22 protein-coding genes are annotated in these 22,236 nt (G+C 64.2%); 14 read left to right on the top strand and 8 right to left on the bottom strand.

The genetic code is table 11. From position 1 onward, the window contains the following. The first annotated feature begins 81 nt into the window (after positions 1–81). Together ADBZ9O_RS09185 and ADBZ9O_RS09190 are read left to right on the top strand one after the other, a co-directional pair. Entirely contained in the window at positions 82–1,392 is a 1,311-nt protein-coding gene (locus ADBZ9O_RS09185) for a diiron oxygenase (protein ID WP_526530448.1), read from the top strand. Positions 1,393–1,538: 146 nt separating this feature from the next. Further along, the gene (locus tag ADBZ9O_RS09190) at positions 1,539–2,372 is read left to right on the top strand and encodes an SAM-dependent methyltransferase (protein ID WP_526530450.1); all 834 of its coding nucleotides are present in this window, start codon (positions 1,539–1,541) and stop codon (positions 2,370–2,372) included. Between the two features lie 6 nt (positions 2,373–2,378). Here ADBZ9O_RS09190 and ADBZ9O_RS09195 read toward each other — a convergent pair whose 3' ends face one another. The 5 genes from ADBZ9O_RS09195 to ADBZ9O_RS09215 all read right to left on the bottom strand — a co-directional run bounded on the left by ADBZ9O_RS09195 (position 2,379) and on the right by ADBZ9O_RS09215 (position 7,869). Next, entirely contained in the window at positions 2,379–3,167 is a 789-nt protein-coding gene (locus ADBZ9O_RS09195; protein ID WP_526530452.1) for an enoyl-CoA hydratase/isomerase family protein, read from the bottom strand. Further along, positions 3,160–3,870 carry a mycothiol-dependent nitroreductase Rv2466c family protein gene (locus tag ADBZ9O_RS09200; protein WP_526530454.1) on the bottom strand — a complete coding sequence of 237 codons (711 nt, stop codon included), beginning with the start codon at positions 3,868–3,870 and terminating at the stop codon, positions 3,160–3,162. Before ADBZ9O_RS09200 ends, ADBZ9O_RS09195 begins: the two co-directional genes overlap by 8 nt. Beyond that, positions 3,867–4,655 (bottom strand): maleylpyruvate isomerase family mycothiol-dependent enzyme, encoded by a 789-nt coding sequence (locus tag ADBZ9O_RS09205; protein WP_526530457.1) that lies wholly within the window; start codon positions 4,653–4,655, stop codon positions 3,867–3,869. Before ADBZ9O_RS09205 ends, ADBZ9O_RS09200 begins: the two co-directional genes overlap by 4 nt. Positions 4,656–4,724: 69 nt before the next feature. Further along, positions 4,725–5,420, bottom strand: coding sequence for a TetR/AcrR family transcriptional regulator (locus ADBZ9O_RS09210; protein WP_526530459.1), 696 nt, complete (start codon positions 5,418–5,420; stop codon positions 4,725–4,727). A 463-nt stretch (positions 5,421–5,883) separates the two neighbouring features. After that, complete coding sequence (locus ADBZ9O_RS09215; protein WP_526530461.1) at positions 5,884–7,869, bottom strand: PGRS repeat-containing protein; 1,986 nt, start codon at positions 7,867–7,869, stop codon at positions 5,884–5,886. Positions 7,870–8,379: 510 nt separating this feature from the next. Between ADBZ9O_RS09215 and ADBZ9O_RS09220 the strand changes: the two genes are divergently transcribed. The 8 genes from ADBZ9O_RS09220 (at position 8,380) to dhaK (ending at position 16,854) form a co-directional block, all read left to right on the top strand. Next, complete coding sequence (locus tag ADBZ9O_RS09220) at positions 8,380–8,589, top strand: hypothetical protein (RefSeq protein WP_526532995.1); 210 nt, start codon at positions 8,380–8,382, stop codon at positions 8,587–8,589. Positions 8,590–8,805: 216 nt separating this feature from the next. After that, positions 8,806–10,629, top strand: a complete 1,824-nt coding sequence (locus ADBZ9O_RS09225; RefSeq protein WP_526530463.1) for an amino acid permease — start codon at positions 8,806–8,808, stop codon at positions 10,627–10,629. Continuing rightward, positions 10,626–11,513: a universal stress protein gene (locus tag ADBZ9O_RS09230; RefSeq protein WP_526530465.1), complete on the top strand. Its 888-nt coding sequence runs from the start codon at positions 10,626–10,628 to the stop codon at positions 11,511–11,513. The genes ADBZ9O_RS09225 and ADBZ9O_RS09230 overlap by 4 nt, the downstream gene beginning before the upstream one ends. 112 nt (positions 11,514–11,625) lie before the next feature. After that, complete coding sequence (locus ADBZ9O_RS09235) at positions 11,626–13,431, top strand: hybrid sensor histidine kinase/response regulator (RefSeq protein ID WP_526530467.1); 1,806 nt, start codon at positions 11,626–11,628, stop codon at positions 13,429–13,431. Between the two features lie 85 nt (positions 13,432–13,516). Then, complete coding sequence (locus tag ADBZ9O_RS09240; RefSeq protein WP_526530469.1) at positions 13,517–14,377, top strand: class II fructose-bisphosphate aldolase; 861 nt, start codon at positions 13,517–13,519, stop codon at positions 14,375–14,377. Beyond that, positions 14,374–15,153 carry an HAD-IA family hydrolase gene (locus ADBZ9O_RS09245; RefSeq protein WP_526530471.1) on the top strand — a complete coding sequence of 260 codons (780 nt, stop codon included), beginning with the start codon at positions 14,374–14,376 and terminating at the stop codon, positions 15,151–15,153. Before ADBZ9O_RS09240 ends, ADBZ9O_RS09245 begins: the two co-directional genes overlap by 4 nt. Positions 15,154–15,171: 18 nt before the next feature. Next, positions 15,172–15,819, top strand: a complete 648-nt coding sequence (gene dhaL / locus ADBZ9O_RS09250; RefSeq protein ID WP_526530473.1) for a dihydroxyacetone kinase subunit DhaL — start codon at positions 15,172–15,174, stop codon at positions 15,817–15,819. Positions 15,820–15,858: 39 nt separating this feature from the next. Beyond that, positions 15,859–16,854 (top strand): dihydroxyacetone kinase subunit DhaK, encoded by a 996-nt coding sequence (dhaK, locus tag ADBZ9O_RS09255; RefSeq protein ID WP_526530475.1) that lies wholly within the window; start codon positions 15,859–15,861, stop codon positions 16,852–16,854. Between the two features lie 14 nt (positions 16,855–16,868). On the opposite strand, the gene ADBZ9O_RS09260 is transcribed toward dhaK, so the two are convergent. Then, a complete protein-coding gene (locus tag ADBZ9O_RS09260; protein ID WP_526530477.1) occupies positions 16,869–17,759 on the bottom strand; it encodes a cyclopropane mycolic acid synthase family methyltransferase in 891 nt (296 codons plus the stop codon). Between the two features lie 190 nt (positions 17,760–17,949). Between ADBZ9O_RS09260 and ADBZ9O_RS09265 the strand changes: the two genes are divergently transcribed. Both ADBZ9O_RS09265 and ADBZ9O_RS09270 read left to right on the top strand, forming a co-directional pair. Next, positions 17,950–18,183 carry a hypothetical protein gene (locus ADBZ9O_RS09265; protein ID WP_526530479.1) on the top strand — a complete coding sequence of 78 codons (234 nt, stop codon included), beginning with the start codon at positions 17,950–17,952 and terminating at the stop codon, positions 18,181–18,183. 120 nt (positions 18,184–18,303) lie between these two features. Beyond that, positions 18,304–19,446 carry a zinc-binding dehydrogenase gene (locus ADBZ9O_RS09270; protein ID WP_526530481.1) on the top strand — a complete coding sequence of 381 codons (1,143 nt, stop codon included), beginning with the start codon at positions 18,304–18,306 and terminating at the stop codon, positions 19,444–19,446. Here the strand turns inward: ADBZ9O_RS09270 and ADBZ9O_RS09275 are convergent. Continuing rightward, positions 19,443–20,492: a CobW family GTP-binding protein gene (locus ADBZ9O_RS09275; protein WP_526530483.1), complete on the bottom strand. Its 1,050-nt coding sequence runs from the start codon at positions 20,490–20,492 to the stop codon at positions 19,443–19,445. The genes ADBZ9O_RS09270 and ADBZ9O_RS09275 overlap by 4 nt on opposite strands. Before the next feature lie 524 nt (positions 20,493–21,016). Between ADBZ9O_RS09275 and ADBZ9O_RS09280 the strand changes: the two genes are divergently transcribed. Continuing rightward, positions 21,017–21,325 carry a CD225/dispanin family protein gene (locus ADBZ9O_RS09280; protein ID WP_526530485.1) on the top strand — a complete coding sequence of 103 codons (309 nt, stop codon included), beginning with the start codon at positions 21,017–21,019 and terminating at the stop codon, positions 21,323–21,325. Positions 21,326–21,352: 27 nt separating this feature from the next. Beyond that, positions 21,353–21,757, top strand: a complete 405-nt coding sequence (locus ADBZ9O_RS09285; RefSeq protein WP_526532997.1) for a DUF2752 domain-containing protein — start codon at positions 21,353–21,355, stop codon at positions 21,755–21,757. Positions 21,758–21,808: 51 nt separating this feature from the next. Here the strand turns inward: ADBZ9O_RS09285 and ADBZ9O_RS09290 are convergent, their stop codons facing one another. Further along, positions 21,809–22,141 (bottom strand): hypothetical protein, encoded by a 333-nt coding sequence (locus tag ADBZ9O_RS09290; protein ID WP_526530487.1) that lies wholly within the window; start codon positions 22,139–22,141, stop codon positions 21,809–21,811. Positions 22,142–22,236: the final 95 nt, after the last annotated feature.

The raw sequence follows: 22,236 nt of genomic DNA on the forward strand, positions 1-22,236 counted from the left end.
CGGGACATAGCCGCCTAACTGTCATGTAGAGGTTGACAGTGGCGGTTGCACCGGCAGGCTCTCGATTCGACGGATAGGGATATGACGGCAGTCCACGACGCAGACGGCGCCGCCCTGGAGGACGCCTACTACGACCGGGTTGACGACCTCTCGCGCGCGACGGCTCGTCGGGGCTTCGACCCGTTTGTCGATATCGACTGGGACGCACCGGAGAACGAGCTGGTCAAGGACGACCCGCGGTGGCGGTTGGATCCGCAGACCGCGCCCCTCGCGGCCACGGCCTGGTATGCCGAGCAGCCGCTCAGTCGCCAGATCGACATGGGGCGCTGGATCACGGCGAACACCTTGAAGGTCACGTCGCAATTCGAAATGGCGTTGATCCGCGGGGTGCTGCACTATTCGGGAAAGTTGCCCAACAGCTCTCCGGTGTTCCGGTATCTTGTCCACGAGCTGGGCGAAGAATGCAATCACATTCAGATGTTCCAGGAATTCGTCAACCGTACCGGCGAAGATGTTCCCGGAATGCGCCGTGCCTCTCGGATAATTGCGCCGATCCTGGGCTTTATTGGCGGTTATGCCAATATTCTCCATTTTATCGGCGTGCTGTGTGGTGAACAGCCACTGCACCATCAGCAGACGGTGCAGCACCGCGGCGAAGCCGGCGTACCCCCGCTTCTGCACAAGATCACCTACATCCACTTGGCGGAGGAAGCCCGTCACATATCGTTCGCCGACGAGCACCTGGCGCAACGGTTGCGCAGTGCCGGTCGATTCAGGCGAGCGTGTTATGCGATTGCGTTCCCGATTTTTCTCCGTTGGTTGATCGGGGAGATGCTCGGACAACCCCGTTCTTTTGGCCGCCAGTTCGGGATTCCGCGACGGGTGTTCAAGGGCGCCTATTGGCGCAGTGATGTGTCGCGTCGGATGCTCGCGGATTCAGCCGCCGACGTACGGCGAACCGCTGAGGCGTTGGGATTGCGAACACGCTGGTCAAGGTGGTTGTGGCGACTGCTTCGGATCGACGGTCCGGTACCGAGGTACCGCAGTGAGCCAGACCGGACCAGTCGCCCCATCGCTGACGCCGACGGCTTCCGGTCGGTGACCCGGGCACGCGTCGTGGCCGCGGCGATGATGGCAGGCGTCGCGCTGACGGCGACACCGGTCGGATTGCGGATCATCGTCGTCGCCGCTGCCGGGGCGTGTGTATGGGCGATCTACCACGCTTGTCGGGAACGCCGTGGCGGTGTCGTGGGCAATCAGCCATTCGAATGGCCGCGGCTGTTCGTCTGGGTTGCGGTATGTGTTGTCATGATTCCCACCGGCGGCCTGATTGGGCTGGCTTTAGTGGTGCTCATGCTGCTTACGCTCGCCGAATTCATGCCTACCATCTGAACAGGCCTGACTAAATGAGAACGTGAGTCAATTGTCGCTGACGCTATTTTCCATCCCCCTTCAGCGTGAAGATAACAATTCAGAATTTTTCGCCACGGCCGGAGTTTCACCGTTGCCGGACGCCCGCGAGATGATAATTTTCGCGAATGCCTGAACTCCCTTACTTTGATTTGCTCATCGACGAACGGCAAGGCGGCGGCGAAACCGGCCAGCTATGGGAACGCCAGGTGCACTGGGGTTACTGGGAAGACCCCAAGGCTGCCGAGGGGACCCGTGCGGACTACGTCGCGGCCATGGAACAGATGAACGCCGTGTTGTTGGACGCCGGCAACGTCGCAAACCATCAGCGTGTACTGGACGTCGGGTGCGGCTTCGGTGGAACCGTCCAACAGATCAACGCCGGACATACCGGCATGCATCTGACGGGATTGAACATCGACCCCCGCCAACTCGCCGTCGCGGAGGCCGAGACCTACGCCACCAACGGCAACGAGATCGACTGGGTCGAGGCCGACGCGTGTCGGATGCCCTTCGAGGACAACACATTTGACCGCGTGCTCGCCGTGGAATGCATATTTCATTTCCCGTCGCGTGAGCAGTTCCTCGCCGAAGCCGCGCGGGTGCTCAAGCCGGGTGGCTACCTGGCGGTATCCGATTTCGTTCCGGCCGTTGCCTTTCTGGCGAAAACGCCGTTCTGGATGGTGGTTCGTTCTCAGATCGAGAAGTCGTACGGAACCCTCGGGAACGTGCCCCTTAGCTCCTACAAGGCCATGGGCAAGCGCGGAGGTCTGCAACTCGTCGCCAACCGCAGCATCGGGAAGAACACGTCGCCGACGTACCCGTTCCTGATCAAGTTCTTCCGCGAGCAAGGATCAGAAGACGCTCAGAAGATGTTGATCGCGGGCACTCGGTGGATCAAGTGGCTGTCCAAGCTCGGCCTCATTCAGTACCGGGTGTACACCTTCCACAAACCTGCCTGACAGATGTCAGCCGTGGCTGAAGGTGGGCCGTCGCTTTTCCCTGAACGCCAGCATGCCTTCGACTTGGTCGGCGCTCCCGAGCGTCGCATGGACGGCGGCGCGTTCGTCACGAAGCGACACCTCCAGGGGTTTGTCCTCGCCCGTCACCAAACACCGAAGCATCGCCGCCACGGCCAACCGCGGCATCGCCGCGAGTTCGTCTGCCAGATCGATCGCTTTCTGCTTCAGATCGGCGGTGGGCCAGACTTCGGTCACCAGCCCGAATTGCAGAGCTTCGGGGCCAGAGATGGTCTTGGCCCGAAGGATCAGATCGACCGCCCGATCCCGGCCGATACGCCTGGCCAACCGTGCGCTGCCACCCCAGGCGGGGACGGTGCCCAGGTGAAGTTCAGGCAGGCCGATGTTCGCTCCGTCGCTCGCGGCCATCCGGAAGTGGCACGCAAGGGGTAGCTCCAGTCCGCCACCCAGGCAGTTGCCGAAGAGCGTCGCGATCCACGGCTTGTCCATGTTCTCGATTGCCGTGAGCACCCGCAGACGCTGATCGAAAATCTCGTCGATTCGGTCGCGGTCGGTCAGTGCACCGGCGATCTCCTTGAGGTCCATGCCCACCGAGAAGTTCTCCTCCCCGGCTGCGGTGATGACGACCGCGCGAATGGTGGAGTCGGCGGCGATGGCGGCAGCGAGCTGGTCAAGGGCGTCCATGAACGTCAGCGACATCCGGTTGTACGGCGCGTCGTCGATAGTGATGATCGCTACTGCGCCGCGGCGGTCGTAGGTCAGGCCCGCGTCACTCATTCCGGCGCCTCAACGCATCGAAATCGATGACCTCGCCCCGATTGATCGATACCCAATCACGGGCCTCCAGATAGGGGCGGAAGGTCTCGGCGATCAGGCGTTCGTCATCGGGGGTCTTTGGCCGTTGGAGTTCGTAAAGGTGCGGGAACTCCGTCCAGGTGACGACGGCGTCCCAAAGCCGTACGGCTGCTTGGCCTTCGGGCGGATCGATGAGGACCGGCCCGAAGAGGCACTGTCCGTCGGGGAAGAACAGCGTCGGCACACCGTAGCCGTTGGCCGCGGTCACTCGCTGGTGGTCGGTGAGCACCTCGTCGCTGGTGGTGGGGTCGGCCATTGCTTGGTCGACCAGACCCGGGTCGAGACCGAGCTCGCCGAGCAGGTGCTCGGCGACCGCCTTCTCGTGTGGCTTGTGCCCGTCGACGTGAAGAGCCTTGCCGGCCCGGCCATACCAGGCGTCCAGATTATCCATCGACGTGCGACGCAACAGCGCACCGATGCGCATCATCGACCAGCCGTAGGACCATTCCCGTTCCCACGGGTGCTTCTTGCCGTCCTGGCGGTTGATTTCTTCGAGGCTGAAGAATCGCCAGTTCACCGTGAGCCCAGTAAGTTTGCGCACCTCGCGGATCCACAATGAGGTCTGGTAGGCGTACGGGCACATGACGTCGAAATGGAAATCGACGGATTCGACTTGGTTCGTCACATCGTGAACCTGAGGTTGCGGGCGGCGCATTCGCCGAGTTCGGCGTCGCCGGTCCAGGTGATCGCACCGGAATCGATCACTCCCTGGGGGTCGATGCGTCCGCAGGCGAGCTGAACGAAAGTCGTTGAATCGGTGACAATCTCGACATCGGGATGGTCCAGCTGGTCGACCTGCCTGGCCCGGCCTTCGACCAGGACGTTGAGGTCCCGCACGATCGGTCCGGTGAGGTGGAAGGTGATGCTCTGCCCTTCGGTGAGTCCCACTTTCTTGCCGACGATGTAGCCCAACGAACCCACCACCTGGCTCAGTGCGATCTCAGCGGTCACCCCGCCGCCATCTGTCGTCCTGGCCAGTGGGGTGGTGATATCGCGTTCGTGGACCCAGAAGTCGAAGACGCGAATCTCCATGAACCGTCCGTAGGTCCCGGGACCCGTCGGCATCCACGAGGGACGTTCCAGATCCGCGGCCGTGAGTGCGGCGAGATCCCGCCTACGAAGGTCGAAGGTGGTGCGGACTCGTTCGGCGAATGCTGCGTTGTCCAGCCCGGCGGTCTCGCGTTCGAACTCCGCGATCCTCACCAAGGGCGGTGGCGTCGCAGCATCCTCGGGGAGCCAGCCTGCCAGAGCCGCCTCCACGCTGGCGAGATGGTTGACGACACCTCGGACCTTCCAGTCCGGGCACAGGGATTGGACCTGCCAGTCCGCATCGTCAAGACTGGCGCAGAGGGTTTCCGTTGAGAGATAGCAGCTTTCGAGGGCGGTACGGATCTCATCGAGGTTGCTCATCGCGCACCCACCCGGATTCTCATGCCGGGGGAGTCGAATAACGTTCTGCGTTTCATGGTGGTGATCTCCTCAGATCAGGTTGGGGGGCTGGGTCTTTGGTGCGTTGATAGAGGGTGGCCCGCCGACGGGGGAGAACGCGGCGGCGAGCACGGCTATGAGCCTGTGCGCGGCCAGCGTCGGTTGCTCCGGTGTGGGCTCGTCGAGTCCGAGGATGGGATCCAGTCCACCGACGAATGGTGCCATCGCCATATGCGGAAAAATCATCAACAGTAACGACAGCAGTGCGTCGGTGTCGGAATCCGCCCGAAGGTCGCCGCGCGCCTGCGCGTCGCGAACCAAGGGCCGCAAGAGCTCCAGGTAGTGGCGGTGGATGAGGCTCCGCACGCTGATACGCGCATCGACGTCGATCTCCAATACCGTTGCGGCGTGCAGCGAGCGTTCCCGAGGGTGATCGGCGAAGTACGCGACCCAGGAGTCCAGAAGATCGGTGAGAAACTCGAAAAAGGGTCTGCTGGGGTCTAGCTCGCGGACGCGCTCTTCGATGGCGGCGCGCACACGCTCGCTGGCGACGTCGACGATGAACGTGTAGAGATCCCGTTTGTCCGTGAAGTACTGGAACAGACTCCCTTTGGCGACGCCCCCACGCCGAGCGATCACGTTCAGACTGCCTTGCGAGAAGCCGTGCTCGCCGAATTCAGCCTCTGCGGCTGCCACCACGGCTGCGCGACGAGCCGGGGCGAGGCGCTCCCAGGTGAGAGTCGGCATGCGGCCTCCCCGACGCGAATATGACCACTGGTCACAAAATATGACCGGTGGTCATATTACCTTTTGCGCGTGCGCAGTCAAGGCCTGTCTGTGCCTGGGTCAGTATCCGTCGGCCTGACGCCTCGGTGTGCCGTTTCTGCCTCGAAGAGACAGGAGGTCTGTGCATTCGGCCCAACGGGGTGCTTCAGAACCAGTACGGGCGCTTTCGCACGTGAATGAATTCAATGAGAATATTTGCGATGCATTTTGTCGTTGTCTGTGGGTCTCCTGTGCGAATTTATGATCTTGATTAGCGATCCCCGACGAATTTAGATCTTGATTGCACATAACAAATAATGATCTTGATTATTGACGCCAGCAAATTCGATCTTGATGGAAAATAAAGAATCGGCCCCCCGGATATCAACGGGGGGCCGATCTTTTGATCTACCACCGAGCCCTTGGCGGGGCAACGGTGTTGGTGCTACTGGGCCTTGCCGGGTGCGCCCGCCTTCCCGTTCGCACCGTTGGCGCCGGCGGTCCCGGCCGAACCCCCGGCTCCGGCTGCGCCGGCGGTGCCGGCTTTACCTGCCTTGCCGGCATTGTCGGCGCCGGCGTTGCCGGCCGTGCCAGTGGCACCCGTGGCACCTGTGGCACCCGTTGCTCCTGCCGTGCCGGCCGCACCGGTGGCACCTGTGCCACCAGCCTTACCTGCCGCGCCGACCGAGCCGAACATGCCGCCCGCTCCAGCGGTACCAGCAGCTCCACCGGCCCCACCGGTACCGGCTGTCGTGCCCGCCGCACCACCAGCGCCACCTGCTGCGCCAGTCCCGCCAGCTCCGCCAGCGCCGGCCGCACCGCCCTTGCCAACACCGGCTGCGCCGGCCGCACCACCTGCGCCGCCGGCACCGCCAGCGGCGGCTTGACCAGCCGCACCGCCGGTGCCACCGGTTCCGCCTGCGCCGCCCGCACCACCTGCGCCGTTCTGACCGGTGGAGTCGCCGCCTGCACCGCCGTCGCCGCCGTCGCCGCCCGCGGAGCCGTTGCCTGCATTGCCGCCGACACCGCCGACTGCGCCGTTGCCGCCGTCACCGCCGTCGCCACCGACAGCGCCCTTGCCGCCGTTACCGCCTTGACCGCCCGTGCCGCCTGCGCCGCCCGCGCCGCCCGCGCCGCCGTTTCCGGCAGCACCGCCTGCACCGCCGGTGCCGCCGTTGCCAGCGGCGCCACCCGAGCCGAACAGGTTGAACGCGCCGACACCGCCACCGGTGCCACCCTTGCCTGCGGCCAGGCCGTTGGTGCCGTTGCCGCCGTCGCCGCCTGCACCGCCTGCGGTGCCGTTCCCGCCTGCCCCGCCGGCGGTGCCGGCCTTCCCGGCCTCACCTGCGGTGCCGTCGGTACCGGCCTTGCCGGCTCCGCCCACGCCGCCAGCGGTGCCGTTCCCGCCGGCCACGCCGTTGCCGCCATTGCCGCCTGCACCGCCGTTTCCGCCGGTAGCAGTGCCGGCCGCGGTTCCGTTACCGCCCGCGCCGCCAACACCGCCGGCAGCACCGGTTCCGCCGTTACCGCCTGCGCCGCCGTTTCCGCCCTGTGCGGTTCCGGTCAAGTTGGTCGAGGCCGTCCCGCCTGCGCCGCCTGCGCCGCCAGCGGAGCCCGCGACGCCGTTGCCGCCGTTGGCACCGTTACCGCCGACGACATTCTGGCCGGCCAGCGAGTCCGCTTGCCAGCCCGCGCCGCCGTGACCGCCGCCGTTGCCGTCACCACCTGCGGTTCCCGGATTGCCTACGACCGGGTTCGACCCGGTGGTCCCGTTGCCATCGACGCCGGGTGTTCCAGGTGCCCCGACGGGCACAGGTGTTGAGCCGTTGGTGCCGTTGGTGCCAGGCGTGGCCGCAGCTCCGGCTGCGCCGGTGGTGCCGTTGGTGCCGGCAACCGCGCCGTCGGCGCCATTCCCGCCCACGGTCCCGGTAGCACCTGCCGTGCCTGCGGTGCCGGTCGTTCCCGTCGTGCCCGCCGTACCGGCCTGACCTGCTCCACCGGTGCCACCCGCACCGCCATTGCCGAACAAGAGGCCGCCGGTGCCGCCATTGCCACCGGTGCCGCCGATGACCCCGGTGCCGCCTCGGCCGCCATCGCCGATCAGTCCGGCGTTGCCCCCGTTACCGCCGTTGGCCCCAGCACCACCACTGCCGAAGAGTAAACCGCCGTTGCCGCCGTTACATGCGGCTCCGGTGCAGTTCGCGGGAGCGTCTGCACCGTTACCGATCAGCCCGAAAATCGGTCCAGCGGATTGGACGCTGGCGAGCGCGGAGGCCAGTGCGTTCGGCACGGGTGCGGAGACGTTCGCGGCGCCGCCCGGTGAGCATCCCGCCCCATCGGGAAAGAGGCAGCTTGAACTCGGTGACAGCGGCGCTAGCACGTCCGGAGCCGCGGAGGCCGGCGATGCCAGCAGGATCCCGGCTCCGACCATCGCTGCTCCGGCAAAACCCGTGGCGACATAAGGGGCGTATGACCGTGAAGGCCGACTCGAACCCTTTTTTGCAGATCTACTAAGTGAAGACATATCTAAGGCACCCCCAGCTAAAAAATCTCCCCCGGAGCCTGGTTGCCCCTAGGCAACATGAAAGTAACACTCACGAGATAGGTCCGATATAAATTCGAACGTCATTTTTATTGAATACATCTCGGGTATTTGTGAACGCAAAAATTAGCCTGTTGAAACACCGTGGACCTGCCTGACCAGCGTCGACTAAATCCTGTCGCGACTATCTTTGGCAGAAATAGCGACGTCAAAGATCTGCATTCGGTCGCGGGATGAGGTCGGGCACAGCCGGTCGCTGGTCGCATTCTCGGGCCCGGCCTTCCCCGGCCAGGACGCGGCCGTGGCAGGACCAAGACGCCAGAACAGGCAAGGTGGCAGCTCTGGGTGCGTTACGGTTCCGCGATCGTGCGAAATGTGACGTTAGTGACCGTTGGGTTCATGGCGGTACTGGGTTTCGCTCCGGTGGCGATTGCCGAGCAGGGGTCGTGCGATCCGAATTACTCCGGTGCCTGCGTTCCGATCGCCAGTGACGTCGACTGCGCCGGCGGTAGCGGTAACGGACCCGCCTACGTTGCGGGTCCTGTCACTGTGGTCGGAAACGACATCTACGACCTTGACCACGACGGCAATGGAACTGGGTGCGAATAGCCTGCAACCCCGTCCGCGGGAAGCTGTTTTTGCCACTGGCACAACGATTTTGAAGGATCTCAACGGAGTCGACGACAATGTCGCAACGAGGTGGTGCCGCCGACCTCAGTGGCGTCTCGGATTCCCAAGACGACGAGGTGCTGAAATTGGGTGTGTGATCCAGCGCACAGTGGGTACCCGGCCCGGGTTGGTCTCCCCTCGGCGTTGGAGGTTTTCATGGGCGCGGCACCAGCTCTGAAGAAAGCGTTGACTCAGCGGCAGCTGACGATGATCGCCATCGGCGGTGTCATCGGTGCGGGCCTGTTCGTCGGATCCGGTGTGGTCATCTCCACCACCGGACCGGGGTCCTTCATCACCTATGGCCTCGCCGGCGTGCTGATCATCATGGTGATGCGGATGCTGGCCGAGATGGCCGTGGCCAACCCCTCCACGGGGTCGTTTGCGGACTACTCACGCAAGGCCATGGGGAACTGGGCGGGTTTCTCCGTCGGTTGGCTGTACTGGTACTTCTGGGTCATCGTGGTCGGTTTCGAAGCGATCGCGGGCGCCAAGATCGTGCAGTACTGGATCGACGTGCCACTGTGGTTGTCCGCGTTGATCTTCATGGTGCTGATGACGGCAACCAACCTCTTCTCGGTCGCCTCCTATGGTGAATTCGAATTCTGGTTCGCCGGCATCAAAGTGGCCGCGATCATCGCCTTCATCGGCCTGGGCGCTGCCTTCGTCTTCGGGCTCTGGCCCGGCAAATCGATGGACTTCTCCAATCTGACGGCGCACGGCGGGTTCATGCCGTTGGGCTTCGGCGTGGTGACCGTCGGCATCGTCACCGTCATCTTCTCGATGGTCGGCGCCGAGATCGCCACCATCGCGGCCGCGGAATCGTCGGATCCGGAGAAAGCGGTGGCCAAAGCGGCGAACTCGGTGATCGTGCGCATCCTGGTGTTCTACGTGGGCGCGGTGCTGCTGTTGGTGCTGATCCTGCCGTGGAACGACGAGGGAATCGCCGCGTCGCCGTTCGTCGCCGCGTTCACCCAGATGGGCATCCCCTACGCCGACCACGTGATGAACGCCGTCGTGCTGACCGCCGTCCTGAGCTGCCTGAACTCGGGCATGTACACCGCCTCGCGCATGCTCTTCGTACTCGCCGCACGGCGGGAAGCGCCGCCCGCACTGGTGAAGGTCACCCGCCGAGGTGTGCCGATGAATGCCATTCTGGCGTCCTCGGTGATCGGATTCCTGTGCGTCATCGCCGCGGCGATCTCACCGGATACCGTCTTCGCGTTCCTGCTCAACTCGAGCGGCGCGATCATCCTTTTCGTCTACCTGCTCATCGCGATCTCGCAGATCATTTTGCGCCGTCGCACTCCGGATTCCGAGCTGCGGGTCAAGATGTGGCTATTCCCAGTGCTTTCCGTGCTCACCGCACTGGGCATCGTGGCCATTCTGGTGCAGATGTTCATCGACACCGAACTGCGGTCGCAACTGGTACTGAGCTTGCTTTCCTGGGGTGTCGTGCTGCTGCTCTTCGCGGCCAACAAGTGGTTCCTGAAACGGCGCCCAGAAGCTCCCGATGACGATGCTGCCGGTCCGGCGCACCGAGTGCTCGTGCTGGCCAATCAGACGTTGGACTCTGATGAGCTGCTCGATGAACTACGCCGCATCGGCGCTGACAAGGAATCGAAGTACATGGTGGTGGTGCCGGCCAACCCCGTCGACACCGGCGCCGCAGCCAGCCATGGACCGCGCGACGTCACGGAAGCCACGCAGGAGGCCGCGCAGAGCAGACTCGATTCCACGTTGACCGCATTGCGCACCGAAAACCTCGATGCTGAAGGCGAACTGGGGGACTACCGGCCGCTACGGGCACTGGCGAATGCGGTTGAAACATTCAGCCCGGACCAGATAGTGATCTCGACGTTGCCGCCCGAGTCCTCGGTGTGGCATCGATTTGACGTCGTCGACCGTGCCCGCGCACAGTTCAAGGTGCCGGTGAAGCACGTGGTGGCGAAATCAGTTGAGGTGAAACAGGTTCGGCGATGACCATTATCGCGGGGTTCAGTGCGAGCCGGCAGGGAAGCGCTCCGCTGCACCTGGCCGCTCAGCTGGCGCGTTGCACGGGTGCCAGGATAGTGGCGGCGGCGATCCTCGAGCGCCCGTCGCCCCAAAAATCCGATCCTGTCGAAAGCGAATACCTGAATTATGTTGGCGCGCAGGCTGCGGCGTCGCTGAAACGAATCGTCGATGAACTGCCCGCCGATCTGGACGTGTGGCAGCTGGTCCACCAGGCCACCTCAATCCCCGAGGGCCTGACCGAGCTGGCCGCCGAGCTGAAGGCCGATGTCGTTGTTGTCGGCTCGTCGTCGTCGGGGTTGCTCGGCAGAATCGCCCTGGGCAGTGTCACCGACCGTCTTGTGCACACTGCGTCGGTCCCCGTGGCGATCGCGCCCCGGGGCTATCCGGCGAATCCCGGTCGGATCACCCGAGTGACCGTCGCCTACGGCGGGCACGCTGATGCGGTCGGCCTGGTGGAGACGTGTGCGGAACTGGCCAAGGCATGGTCTGCGCAGCTGCGGATCGCGTCCTTTACGGTGCGGCCGCTGGCCATGTTCGGCGGCGCGATCGAACCGTCCGCCGAGGATCTGGTGGTCAAGCAGTGGGCGCGACGAACTCACGACGGCATCGCGGCTCAGATGGAAAAAGTCCGGTCTGAAGTGGACGTCCTCCACGCCGAGGTGGTGATCGGTGCCGGGCCGACCTGGCGTGATGCGGTGGATGCCGTCGAGTGGGACACCGGTGACATCCTCGTGTTGGGTTCCGGGGCAGCCGGACCGGCCGCTGCGGTGTTCCTCGGTTCGGCGGCGGCGCGAATCCTGCGACACGCGCCGGTCCCGACGATGATCGTGCCGCGCCGCGCGGCCGGCTAGCTTCCGCGGGACGGAAGACCAACCATCCGGCGGGGATTTCCGGCGAGTAATCCGCGGACCTGTACTCACGAAGTACCGTGGACCCAGGGCAGACCGAGGGTAGGAGCTGCGGATGGTTGCGCCGGTATCAACGGGACCCAATCTTGCGAACTCAGAGCTGTTCTGGGCCACCGCCCAGGCGGTGACCGCAGTAGCCGAGGACTTGGCCGGCGAGTTCTTGTTGCGACCACTGCTCGAACGGATCCTGTTGCGCTGCACCGAACTCCTCGGATGCGATGCCGGCTCGATCGCCAGCGTCGACGAAGCGGCCGGCACCTACCGCAAAGAGGCCGATATCGGCATCCGATGTCAATCGGGACAGGTGTTTCCGCTCAGTGAAGGCATGACCGGTGCGGTCGTTGCGCAGCGGGGCCCGGTGTGGTTTGACCGCTACGAGGATGTGCGGGGCGGTCACGTGAACGCCGCGGACCGCGCGACGTTACGCGGCGTCATCGGCGTACCGCTGGAGTGGCGGGGGTCCATCATCGGCGTGTGCGTGGTCTTCAGCCGCGACAACGCGCGCGCCTTCGGACCCGCCGACGCCGCATTGCTGCAGCTGTTCGCTACGCACGCGGCCATCGCGCTGACGAATGCGCGCCTGCACGATGTCGCTGAGGAGCGGGCCCGTGCAAACGCGACTGCCGCCGAGCGAGAGCGGCTACTGCGCGAGGTCTACGGCACACTGAATCAAGGCCTGGTCGGCATGGTGGGCCAGCTCGCCCGAGCAGAACAGTCGCTCGCAGATGGCACCGACACGGCATCGCTGCTGGCCGCCGCGCATCGTGAGGCACGCATGGCCCTGGCGGAAACGCGCCGGACGATGTTGGGACTGCTCGGCCCCGCGCTCGATGACCGGACACTCGAAGACCTACTCGCCGACGAGGTCGATTGGGTGCGGCGAGCCGGCCAACTCGATGCGCGGCTCGTCGTGGCCGGGACACCGACAGCGCTCGATCCGGTTCAGGCCCATGAGATCCTTCGGATAGCCCAGGAGGCGTTGACCAATATCGTCCAGCACGCCGACGCCAAGCTGGTTCGGCTCGGCATTGCATACGAGGGCGCAACTGTCTCGTTGCTGGTTCAAGACGACGGCAAGGGCTTCGATCAGCACAACCTGGCCGATGAGGCCACCTCCGGCTTGCGGAGGATGACAGATCGCGCCCACGCCGTGGGCGGTCTGATCGAGCTCAACTCGATCCCTGGTTGGGGAACCAGCCTGCGGGTGCGGTTTTCTTCCGATCGGAGCGAGCAGCCGACCACAGGACGACCGTTGCGGGTGATGGTCGTCGACCCGCACCCGCTCGTGCGTGCCGGGGTGAGCCGGCTGCTCACCCAGGCGGGCCTGAACATCGACGTTGTCGGCGAAGCTGCGGGTGCGGTCGCGGCCGCCACACTTCAGGAGGCCGTCCAAGCGGACGTGGTGGTCGCCGGTCTTCGGCTCGGCGAACGCGAACCTGGTGTCGCCGACCTGACCCGGATGCTGAGCGAGGCCGGCCACGGGGCGGTGCTCTGCCTATCTGAACCGGGCGACGACCATCTGCTCGCGGCAGCACTGCGCGCCGGAGCCCGCAGTTGCCTGGACAAGAGCGCCGACGGACCCGCGCTCCTGCAGGCAGTGCTCGCCACCGCTCGCGGAGAAGCGTTGCTCTCGGGAACGACCGCGCAGAATCTGCATCGGGGTCTGTTGCAAGACGGTGCTGCGCTGACCAGTCGCGAACTCGAAGTCCGGGCGCTGCTGGAAAAAGGCATGCCGGACAAGGTCATTGCGCAAGAGCTGACGATCTCGGTCAAGACGGTCGAAAAGCACGTCAGCTCGTTGCTGCGTAAGGCGCAGGCCCGCAACCGGACGGAATTGGTGGCTCTCATCCGGCGACCCTGACCGTTCGGAGGGGAGGGAAATCCCCACCATCAAGCGGGTGTTCCCACCGATGCAGCGCCACCCGCGCCGGACGTAGCTTCAACGGGTGCCAGTCGTTCCCCTGAAGGAGATTCTGGATAGGGCGCTCACCGAGCGCTACGGAGTCGCCGCCATCAACGTGTTCAACGACCTGACCATGGAAGCGGTGCTGACGGCCGCGGTCGAGCGGCGTTCGCCGTTGATCGTCCAGACGTCCGTCAAGACAGTGCGGTCCATCGGACTCGACGTTCTCTACGGCATGTGGACGACGATGACCGCCGGTATCGAGGTGCCGGTCTGCCTGCACCTCGACCACTGCCCAGAACGCGAGGTCATCACCGACTGTCTGCGCAGAGGCTGGAATTCGGTGCTTTTCGACGCGTCACGGCTGCCCGTGGAGGAGAACCTGCGGCAAGTGATCGAGGTGGTCGCGCAGGCCCGTGAGGTCGGCGCCCATGTCGAAGGCGAGATCGAGGCGATCACCGGAGTCGAGGACGGCATCGGCTCCGACGATGTCGCCAGCCGGCAGTCCCTGCAAGTGGCGGTCGACTTCATCGAGCGGTCCGGCGTCGACGTGTTCGCGCCGTCGATCGGCAACGCCCACGGGGTGTACGCCGCAGAACCCACCCTGGACAACCAGCGCGTGACCGACCTCGTGGAGGCGACAGGCATACCCGTTGCGTTGCACGGCGGTACAGGGATGACCGACGCACAGTTCACCGACCTGATCGCCAGGGGCTGCGCCAAGGTGAACATCTCGACGGCGCTGAAGGTCACGTTCATGAAGTCGAATCTGGATTTCCTCCGGGATGCCGAGGCGGCCGACAAGTGGGATCCGCCGTCCCTGTTCTCCAGCGTCGGCGCGACGGTCGAGCAGTTGGCCGCCGGCTTCATCGACACCTTCGGCAGCACAGGCAAAGCCTGGTGACCGCAGTGCTGCGGGCGCTCATCTTCGACTGTGACGGTGTACTCGCCGACACCGAACGCTACGGCCACCTGCCTGCCTTCAATCAGATGTTCGCCGAGTTTGGTCTGCCGGTGCGGTGGACCGAGCGCGAGTACGGCGACAAGCTGAAGATCGGTGGCGGCAAGGAGCGGATGGCCAGCCTTCTGACACCGGAATTCGTCGCGGCCACCGGGCTGCCCACCGACGCCGAGGAGCAGCAGGAGCTCATCGCCCAGTGGCACCGGCGCAAAACCGAGATCTACACCGAAATCGTCTCGGCGGGAAAGCTTCCGGGACGCCCTGGGGTGGCCCGATTGGTGGACGAAGCCCGAGCCGCCGGTTGTCATCTCGCCGTCGCCTCGACGTCGGCAGAGCCATCGGTACGTGCGGTGCTCGAACACGTCGTCGGCCCGGAGATCGCCGCGGAGTTTCTGGTCTTGGCCGGCGATGTCGTGCCCCGGAAGAAGCCCGCCCCCGATATCTACCTGCTGGCCCTTGATCGGCTCGGTGTGGCGGCATCAGATGCGGTGGTCGTGGAAGACTCCGCCAACGGTTTTCGAGCGGCCCGAGCCGCCGGTATCACCACTGTGGTCACCGTCAACGACTACACCCGCGACGACGACTTCGACGGGGCCGCGCTGGTGGTATCGAGTCTCGGTGACCCCGACGGCGAACCGAGCACAGTAGTGGCCTCGGCCAGCGGCGCGTCTGTTGGTGACTGGATCACCGCAGCCGACGTGGCAGCGCTGCTGTCCTGACCAAGGAAGGAAATATCAGTGGTCGCAACACTTCCCGATGTAGAGCGGGCCGTCCGGGTGATGGCGGAAACCGTCTTGGCGAATGAGAAATACTTCGGTGACCTCGACGCGGTGGTCGGCGACGGCGACTTCGGCTACTCGATGGCCCGCGGATTCGAGGTGGTGCTGGCGGACTGGGACGGTTTCGACCGAAGCGATATCTCATCGTTTCTCAAGAAGATCGCCGTCGTGATCACCAGCCGGATCGGCGGCACGTCCGGACCGATCTGGGGGACCGGATTCCTGCGGGCCGCCACTACTGCTGCCGGTGCGGACAGCCTGGAGACCGACCAGATCGTCGCGATGCTCCGTGCTGCGGTCGACGGGATCAAGGCGCGTGGCGGAGCCGAGCTCGGCGAGAAGACGCTGCTCGACTCGCTTGTCCCCGCCACCTCGGCCATCGAAGACGCAGCGAAGGACGGCCTGACTGCGGCCGAGATCCGCACAGCTGCGGCGACTTCCGCGCGTTCGGCAGCGGAGGCTACACGCGAAATGCAGGCCCGACGCGGGCGTGCCTCTTATACCGGCGAGCGCAGCATCGGCACCCTCGACGCAGGCGCGGTGGCAGTCGCCGTTCTGTTGGAGGCCCTCTCTGACCAGTGGCCGAAATCATCCCCCGACGCCTGAGTGCGAGACCGCAAGACCAAATGCCTGAGGAGGCTCCCGGTGAAGAAGTTCGTCAACGATCCCAAGCACTTCGTCCCAGAGATGTTGCACGGCATCGCCGTCGCCAACCCGGACACGCTGAAGTACGTGCCCGAATACAACCTGATCATGCGCGCGGATGCCCCTAGCGATAACAAGGTGTCGATCATCCAGGGCTCCGGCTCGGGCCACGAACCCGCCCATGTGATGATTGTCGGCAAAGGGATGCTCGATGCCGCCTGCCCCGGTGATGTATTCGCCGCGCCACCAATGGATTACGTGCTTGAGACCTCGAAGCTGTTGTCTACGCCCAAGGGTGTGCTGCACATCATCAACAACTACACCGGCGACAAGATGGCCTTCGAGATGGGTCGCGAGATGGCCGAGGCGGACGGAGTGACGATCAAGACCTTGGTTGTCGATGACGACGTTGCGGTGAAGGACTCCACCTACACCGTTGGCAGGCGCGGAGTCGCCGGCAACTTCTTCGTCATCAAAGCCGTTGGTGCGGCTTCGGAGAAGGGTGCCGATCTCGATGAGCTCATCCGGATCGGCGAGAAGGTGAACTCGGTGACTCGGACCATGGGTATGGCGTTGACGTCCTGCACGCCACCAGCCAAGGGGTCACCGCTTTTCGAACTGGGCGACGACGAGATGGAGATGGGGGTGGGAATCCACGGCGAGCCCGGCCGGCGGCGAGAGAAGCTGGCTTCCGCTGATGCCATCGTCGACGAACTCGTCGAGGCCGTCGCAGTCGACCTGCCCTTCGGCCAGGGCGACGACGTCGCGTTGATGATCAACGGTCTTGGCGGCACGCCGATCAGCGAACTCTATCTGCTCTACGGCCGCGCCCATGACCAGCTCGTCAAGCGTGGCATCAACGTGCGGCGCAACTACGTTGGTGAATACTGTACGTCGTTGGATATGGCCGGGTGCTCGGTCACCTTGGTGCGACTCGATGACGAGATCACCTCTTTGTTGGCTGAACCCGCCGAAATCGCGTTGAGAATCTTCTGACGTGTGCGGTCTGCCTATCCGGCAGCCTTGTGGTAGCTGACGAGATTGACGTCGCAGTACTCGTTGGTGAACATGTCCCGGCAGCCCCGGAGATATCTCATGTAGCGGTCGTAGACCTCTTGCGACTGGATCTGGATTGCCTTGTCCCGGTTGGCTTCCAGTGCATCGCCCCAGATGCCGAGCGTCTTGATGTAGTGCGGTCGCAACGAAAGCACCTCGGGGACGGTGAATCCGGCCGCCTCGCCGCGTTCCTGCATCATCGTGGCTGTCGGGATCCGGCCACCCGGGAAGATCTCGGTGATGATGAATTTGACGAACCGCAGGGCTTCGAACGTGATTTTCTTGCCACGCTCGGCCATCTCGTAGGGGTGGTAGCTGGTGGTGCTCTGGATCGTCATCCGGCCGTCGTCGGGCAGGATGTCGAAGCAGTTCTTGAAGAACTGCTCGTAGCGCTCGAAACCGAAGTGCTCGAATGCCTCTATCGACACAATCCGGTCGACGGGCGCACTGAATTCTTCCCAGCCGTGTAGCTGGACATCGTGAGTGCGCTCGGAATCAACCTGGTCGAGAAGCGCCGTGGTGTGCGCGTGCTGGTTCTTCGACAGCGTCAGACCGATGACGTTGACGTCGTACTTCTCCATCGCTCGCTTCATGGTGGCACCCCAACCACAGCCGATGTCGAGCAGCGTCATTCCCGGCTTGAGGTCCAGCTTGTCCAGGTTCAAGTCGATCTTGGCGATCTGTGCCTGCTCCAGCGAGAGGTCGTCAGGTTCGAAATAGGCGCAGCTATACGTCCGGCTCGGATCCTGAAAGAGGCCGAAAAAGTCGTCGGAAAGGTCGTAGTGGGCCTGGATGTCCTCGAAATGCGGTCGCATCTTCGCAGAAGTCGGTCGATTGTCGGCCATGGCGGCGTGCACCCTCCCGTCGTGGGACTATGTGAAGCGAATCACACCTTGTCGTGATGGGACGCACCCTACGCGGTTGCTGCCGGCGGGTCGATGATTTCGTTGGGCGACCGATGCGCTGCGCTGAAATCACGCCATATCCATAGCGGTCCCTTGGCTTTTCCTTAGCTAGCGTCGGCACTGTGGAGGCATGTCCGATTCGATCCAGGTCCGTGGCCAGGCAGCTCCTTATCGGAATGCGACCGCGCTCCGGTTCGGATTGGCCGGTGTGTTCGCCCTGATGCTGCTCGGCGCCGCGCAGGCAAGTGATCAGGCGTTGCCGACGACACTCGGATTCGCCACGGCCATCACGATCATCGCCGCAGCGTTCATCGGCTGGGAAAGGCAAGTCGCCGAAGCGGAGTCCGCCGGCCTGGTGAAGTAAGCAAGGGGTGGCTGCGCAGCACCCCGGAACCCGTCCGCAGGAAGATATCCGGTGACAAGGTGGGTTGCACCAAAGGCTGAACAACCCCAGCCGACCCAGGACGAGAACGAGGCACCCGCTATGAGCGCAGACATCCCCGATCAGGCACTCGAACTGCGATCGTTGGTGACCTCCGACGGAACACTGGAACTGTCCCTGCACGACGTCCCCGTTCCGACCCCGTCCACCGATGAGGTGCTGATCCGCGTCGAAGCGTCCCCGATCAACCCGTCCGATCTCGGCCTGCTCACCGCAGGTGCGGATATGTCCGCTGCGACGGTGTCCGGTACGCCGCAGCGTCCCGTCGTCACCGCGCCGGTGGCAACGGGTGCCCTGGCTGGGCTCACGGCACGACTTGATCAGTCGCTTCCGGTCGGCAATGAGGGCGCAGGCACCGTGATTGCCGCCGGCTCCTCACCGGCGGCGCAAGCGCTCATCGGCAAGAAAGTGGGGATTGCCGGCGGGGCGATGTACTCGCAGTATCGGGTGGTGCCTGCTGCGGCGTGTCTGGTCCTGCCGGATGGCGCGACAGCCAGGGATGGCGCGTCGTCATTCGTCAACCCATTGACAGCCCTCGGAATGCTGGAAACCATGCGCCGCGAAGGCCATTCGGCCCTCGTGCATACCGCGGCCGCGTCGAACCTGGGTCAGATGCTGGTCAAGATCTGCCTCAAGGATGGCGTGCCCCTGGTCAATATCGTGCGCAAGCCAGAGCAGGAGGAGCTGCTCAAATCGCTTGGCGCGGAGCACGTGTACAGCTCGGCCTCGCCGTCGTTCACCACAGATCTCGTCGAAGCGCTGAAAGCGACATCGGCGACCCTTGCCTTCGATGCCACCGGAGGAGGCACGCTGGCCGGTCAGATCCTCAACGGTATGGAGGTGGCGGCCACCGCCACCGCGGGCGCCTATTCTCGGTATGGGTCGACGGTGCACAAGCAGGTGTATATCTACGGTGGATTAGACACGGGCCCAACGGTTCTGAATAGAAACTTTGGGATGGCGTGGGGTATCGGCGGATGGCTGCTGACACCCTTCCTGCAGAATGCCGGCGCCGAAACCATCGGACGACTACAAGCCAGGGTGGCTGCGGAACTGACGACGACGTTCGCCAGCACCTATACCGCTGAGGTGTCGCTGGCTGGGATGCTGCAGCCAGATGCATTCCACGCCTACGTCAAGCGCGCGACCGGCGAGAAATTCCTGGTCACCCCGCACGCTGACTAGCTTGTGTATCGCTGCAACCGACGAAGGGCGGCTGCGGGCAATGGCCCCTCGGTGGGCCGCAGTGCCAATGTGAGCCGGCGTCGAACATCGTCGGTGTCGAAGTGCGTGCCGATCGCGACCAGACAGTTGATCGGGGTGCCGGCCCGTGTGCGGGAAATGTGGACCGAGGGTCCCACCATATTGACGACGTATGCGCGCGTCGCCGACCGCTGGCGAACCGCCACCGTCCCCTTCATCCGGTAGACCCCGGTCGGCGGATCCTCCACCAGGTCGAGGAGCGCGTCGGGGGCGATCATGCCCTCGCTGGTCACGGTGACCGATTCGGCATGCACGTGGTGATGGACGTCGTCATTGGCGGAGTCGAAGAGCACATCGCGAAACGTGAGTTGACCACCCGCATCATCTGCGTCCGTGGCGGCGGCAACGTCGTACAACAGTGCCGGATCGATGCGTCCGCTGATTGCGCCGACGACATGGGCGCGTGGATTACGTTGGTGCACGCGGTGTTTCACCCGCTGGAGAACGGCATCGGAGTCAGCTAGCTGATCGAGTTTGTTGACCACCACCAGCGTTGCCGCGCCGTACCGTGCCGGCGGCTCTCCACCGTGGTCGACGGTGTCGAAGTGCATCGCGGCGTCGACGACGTCGACCACCCCACCGTCGCGCACACCGTCGACGCCGCTGAAGCCCACGATGCGGGCTATCGACACCGGGTCAGCCAACCCGCTGGCCTCGACGATGATGGCATCGAGCCGCAACCGGGGATCGGCAAGTTTGGTCAGGGCGGCGTCGAGTTCACCGTCTTCGGGTAGGCAGCAGATGCAGCCGCCGGCGATGGAGGCCGGTTCGTCGATCTGGCCGCTGACCAGTCCGGCGTCGACATTGATGTCACCGAAATCGTTGATCACCACGCCGATCCTGGCCCGCGATGTGCGAAGCACGTGGTTGAGCAGACTTGTCTTGCCCGCGCCCAGATAGCCGGTGAGGGCAATGACCGGGATGGGTTCTACGGGTCGTGCGCCGGCGGTGCTTCGGGGCGCGGACATGCCGACAGGGTAGCGGCCTGAGACTGCAGTCGATCCAAACGCACGTACGCCCCCTCCTCCCGGCGGGGTCCGCCGCTGTTGCTGACGGCCGAGCCATACCGGTTCCCGATATTCGAGCGGTGTTCATATATGCCGTATCGGCAGCGCCGGGATGGGAGCTGATCGCATCGAAGCGATCCGGATTTCGGCGCTGGCCTTCCGTGCAAAGGGTGTATTAGCTCGGGTGCGCACCACGCGCCGAAAGGTGTTCCAGGTGGCAATGATCGGTCGAATGTGGCCATTCGCTGACAGTTCACCCCGGAGCGAGGTGGTGGTGCGGCGCACACGGTGGCCACACGGTGCACGAGCGAGATTTTCAGGCCTCGATCCCGTGGTGCACCACAGTGACGAGGTTGCTGCCGAATGTTAATTCTTTGCTTCTGCAAAGATTTGCCCACGTGAGGGTCGTTGTCTCTTCTTTTGTGGGTTTGGTCGGGTTACTGTGAACCGTTTTGTCGAGCTCACCTGCATAAAAGGACGCGTTCATGACCCAACCTCCTCCTGGCAATTACCCGCCGCCGGCCGCACCGGCCCCGGCGCCCAGTAACTACCTGGTGCTCGCCATCCTGACGACCCTGTTCTGCTGCCTTCCGTTCGGCGTCGTGTCGATCGTCAAGGCCGCTTCCGTCAACGGATTATGGGCCGGTGGCCGCTACGCCGAAGCGCAGGCAGCTTCCGCCAGCGCCAAGAAGTGGGCCTACTGGAGCATCGGTGCCGCCGTCATCGTGTTCATCATCTACGGAATCCTGTTCGCCACCGGAGCGATCGCGACCGATTTCGATACGTCGTCCTGATCTAGTTTGGCGGTTCTACTGACCCCCCTGCCGCTCCGCCTTGGCGCGCCGTTACTGGTAGGCGCCTTGGCGGGGTGCGGGTGTGTGGCCGTTGTCTTCGCAGACCCGACCACGCCCGGTGGTGTCATCCCCGTGTGTCCGACGAAAGCCCTTCTCGGCCTCGACTGTCCAGGATGCGGCAGCATGCGGATGCTCTACTCCCTGCTGCATGGCGATGTCGTGACCGCGGTGAAGTTCAACGCCCTGGCACTCATCGGGTTCGGGCTGCTGATCCTCGCGTATGGGACGTGGACCTACGGTCGCATTGTCGGCCGCCGCATCGGTGGCTGGCAGCATCACCGCTGGGCGGCGGTGCTGACGCTGGTGCTGGTCTCGGTATGGTTCGTGGTCCGTAACCTGCCGTTTGCGCCCTTCACCGGGCTTTACGTCTAACGGGGCAATACATATCTGACTGAGTCGTCAATTTGCTGGATCGCACTTTAGTCAGCGGGAGCAGTCCAGTGACACGGTGACCGTGCGGCGGTCGACGACCTCGATGAGACGGTCGCGGCCACCACGCCCATTGATGCGCACGAGGCGGGTGCGCTCCTGAGGATTGCGAACGCTGGTGACCGAGCACTGATCCAGGGGTGCGCTCCCGACGCGATCCACGCGGACGTCGAATCCCTGCGCCTCCAGCAGGCCGATCGTGACAGCGGCCGAATCGGCCGCCATCGCTGGAACTGCCGGTGCGAGAAGCACACCGGCGGCGGCGGCGGTCGCGGCCACCGATGTCAACAGTGTGGCGCTGACAGTGGAACGGATGATCTTGTTCATAGTGAAACCCCTTGTGCGGGCGAGCTCTTGGCGGCTCGCGGTGTGATGCTTCGATGTTGTCGCACGGGGCTTGGTCGGTGCATGAAGGTTGTGTG

This window comes from Mycobacterium sp., from assembly GCF_965229105.1.
Taxonomy (GTDB): Bacteria; Actinomycetota; Actinomycetes; order Mycobacteriales; family Mycobacteriaceae; genus Mycobacterium.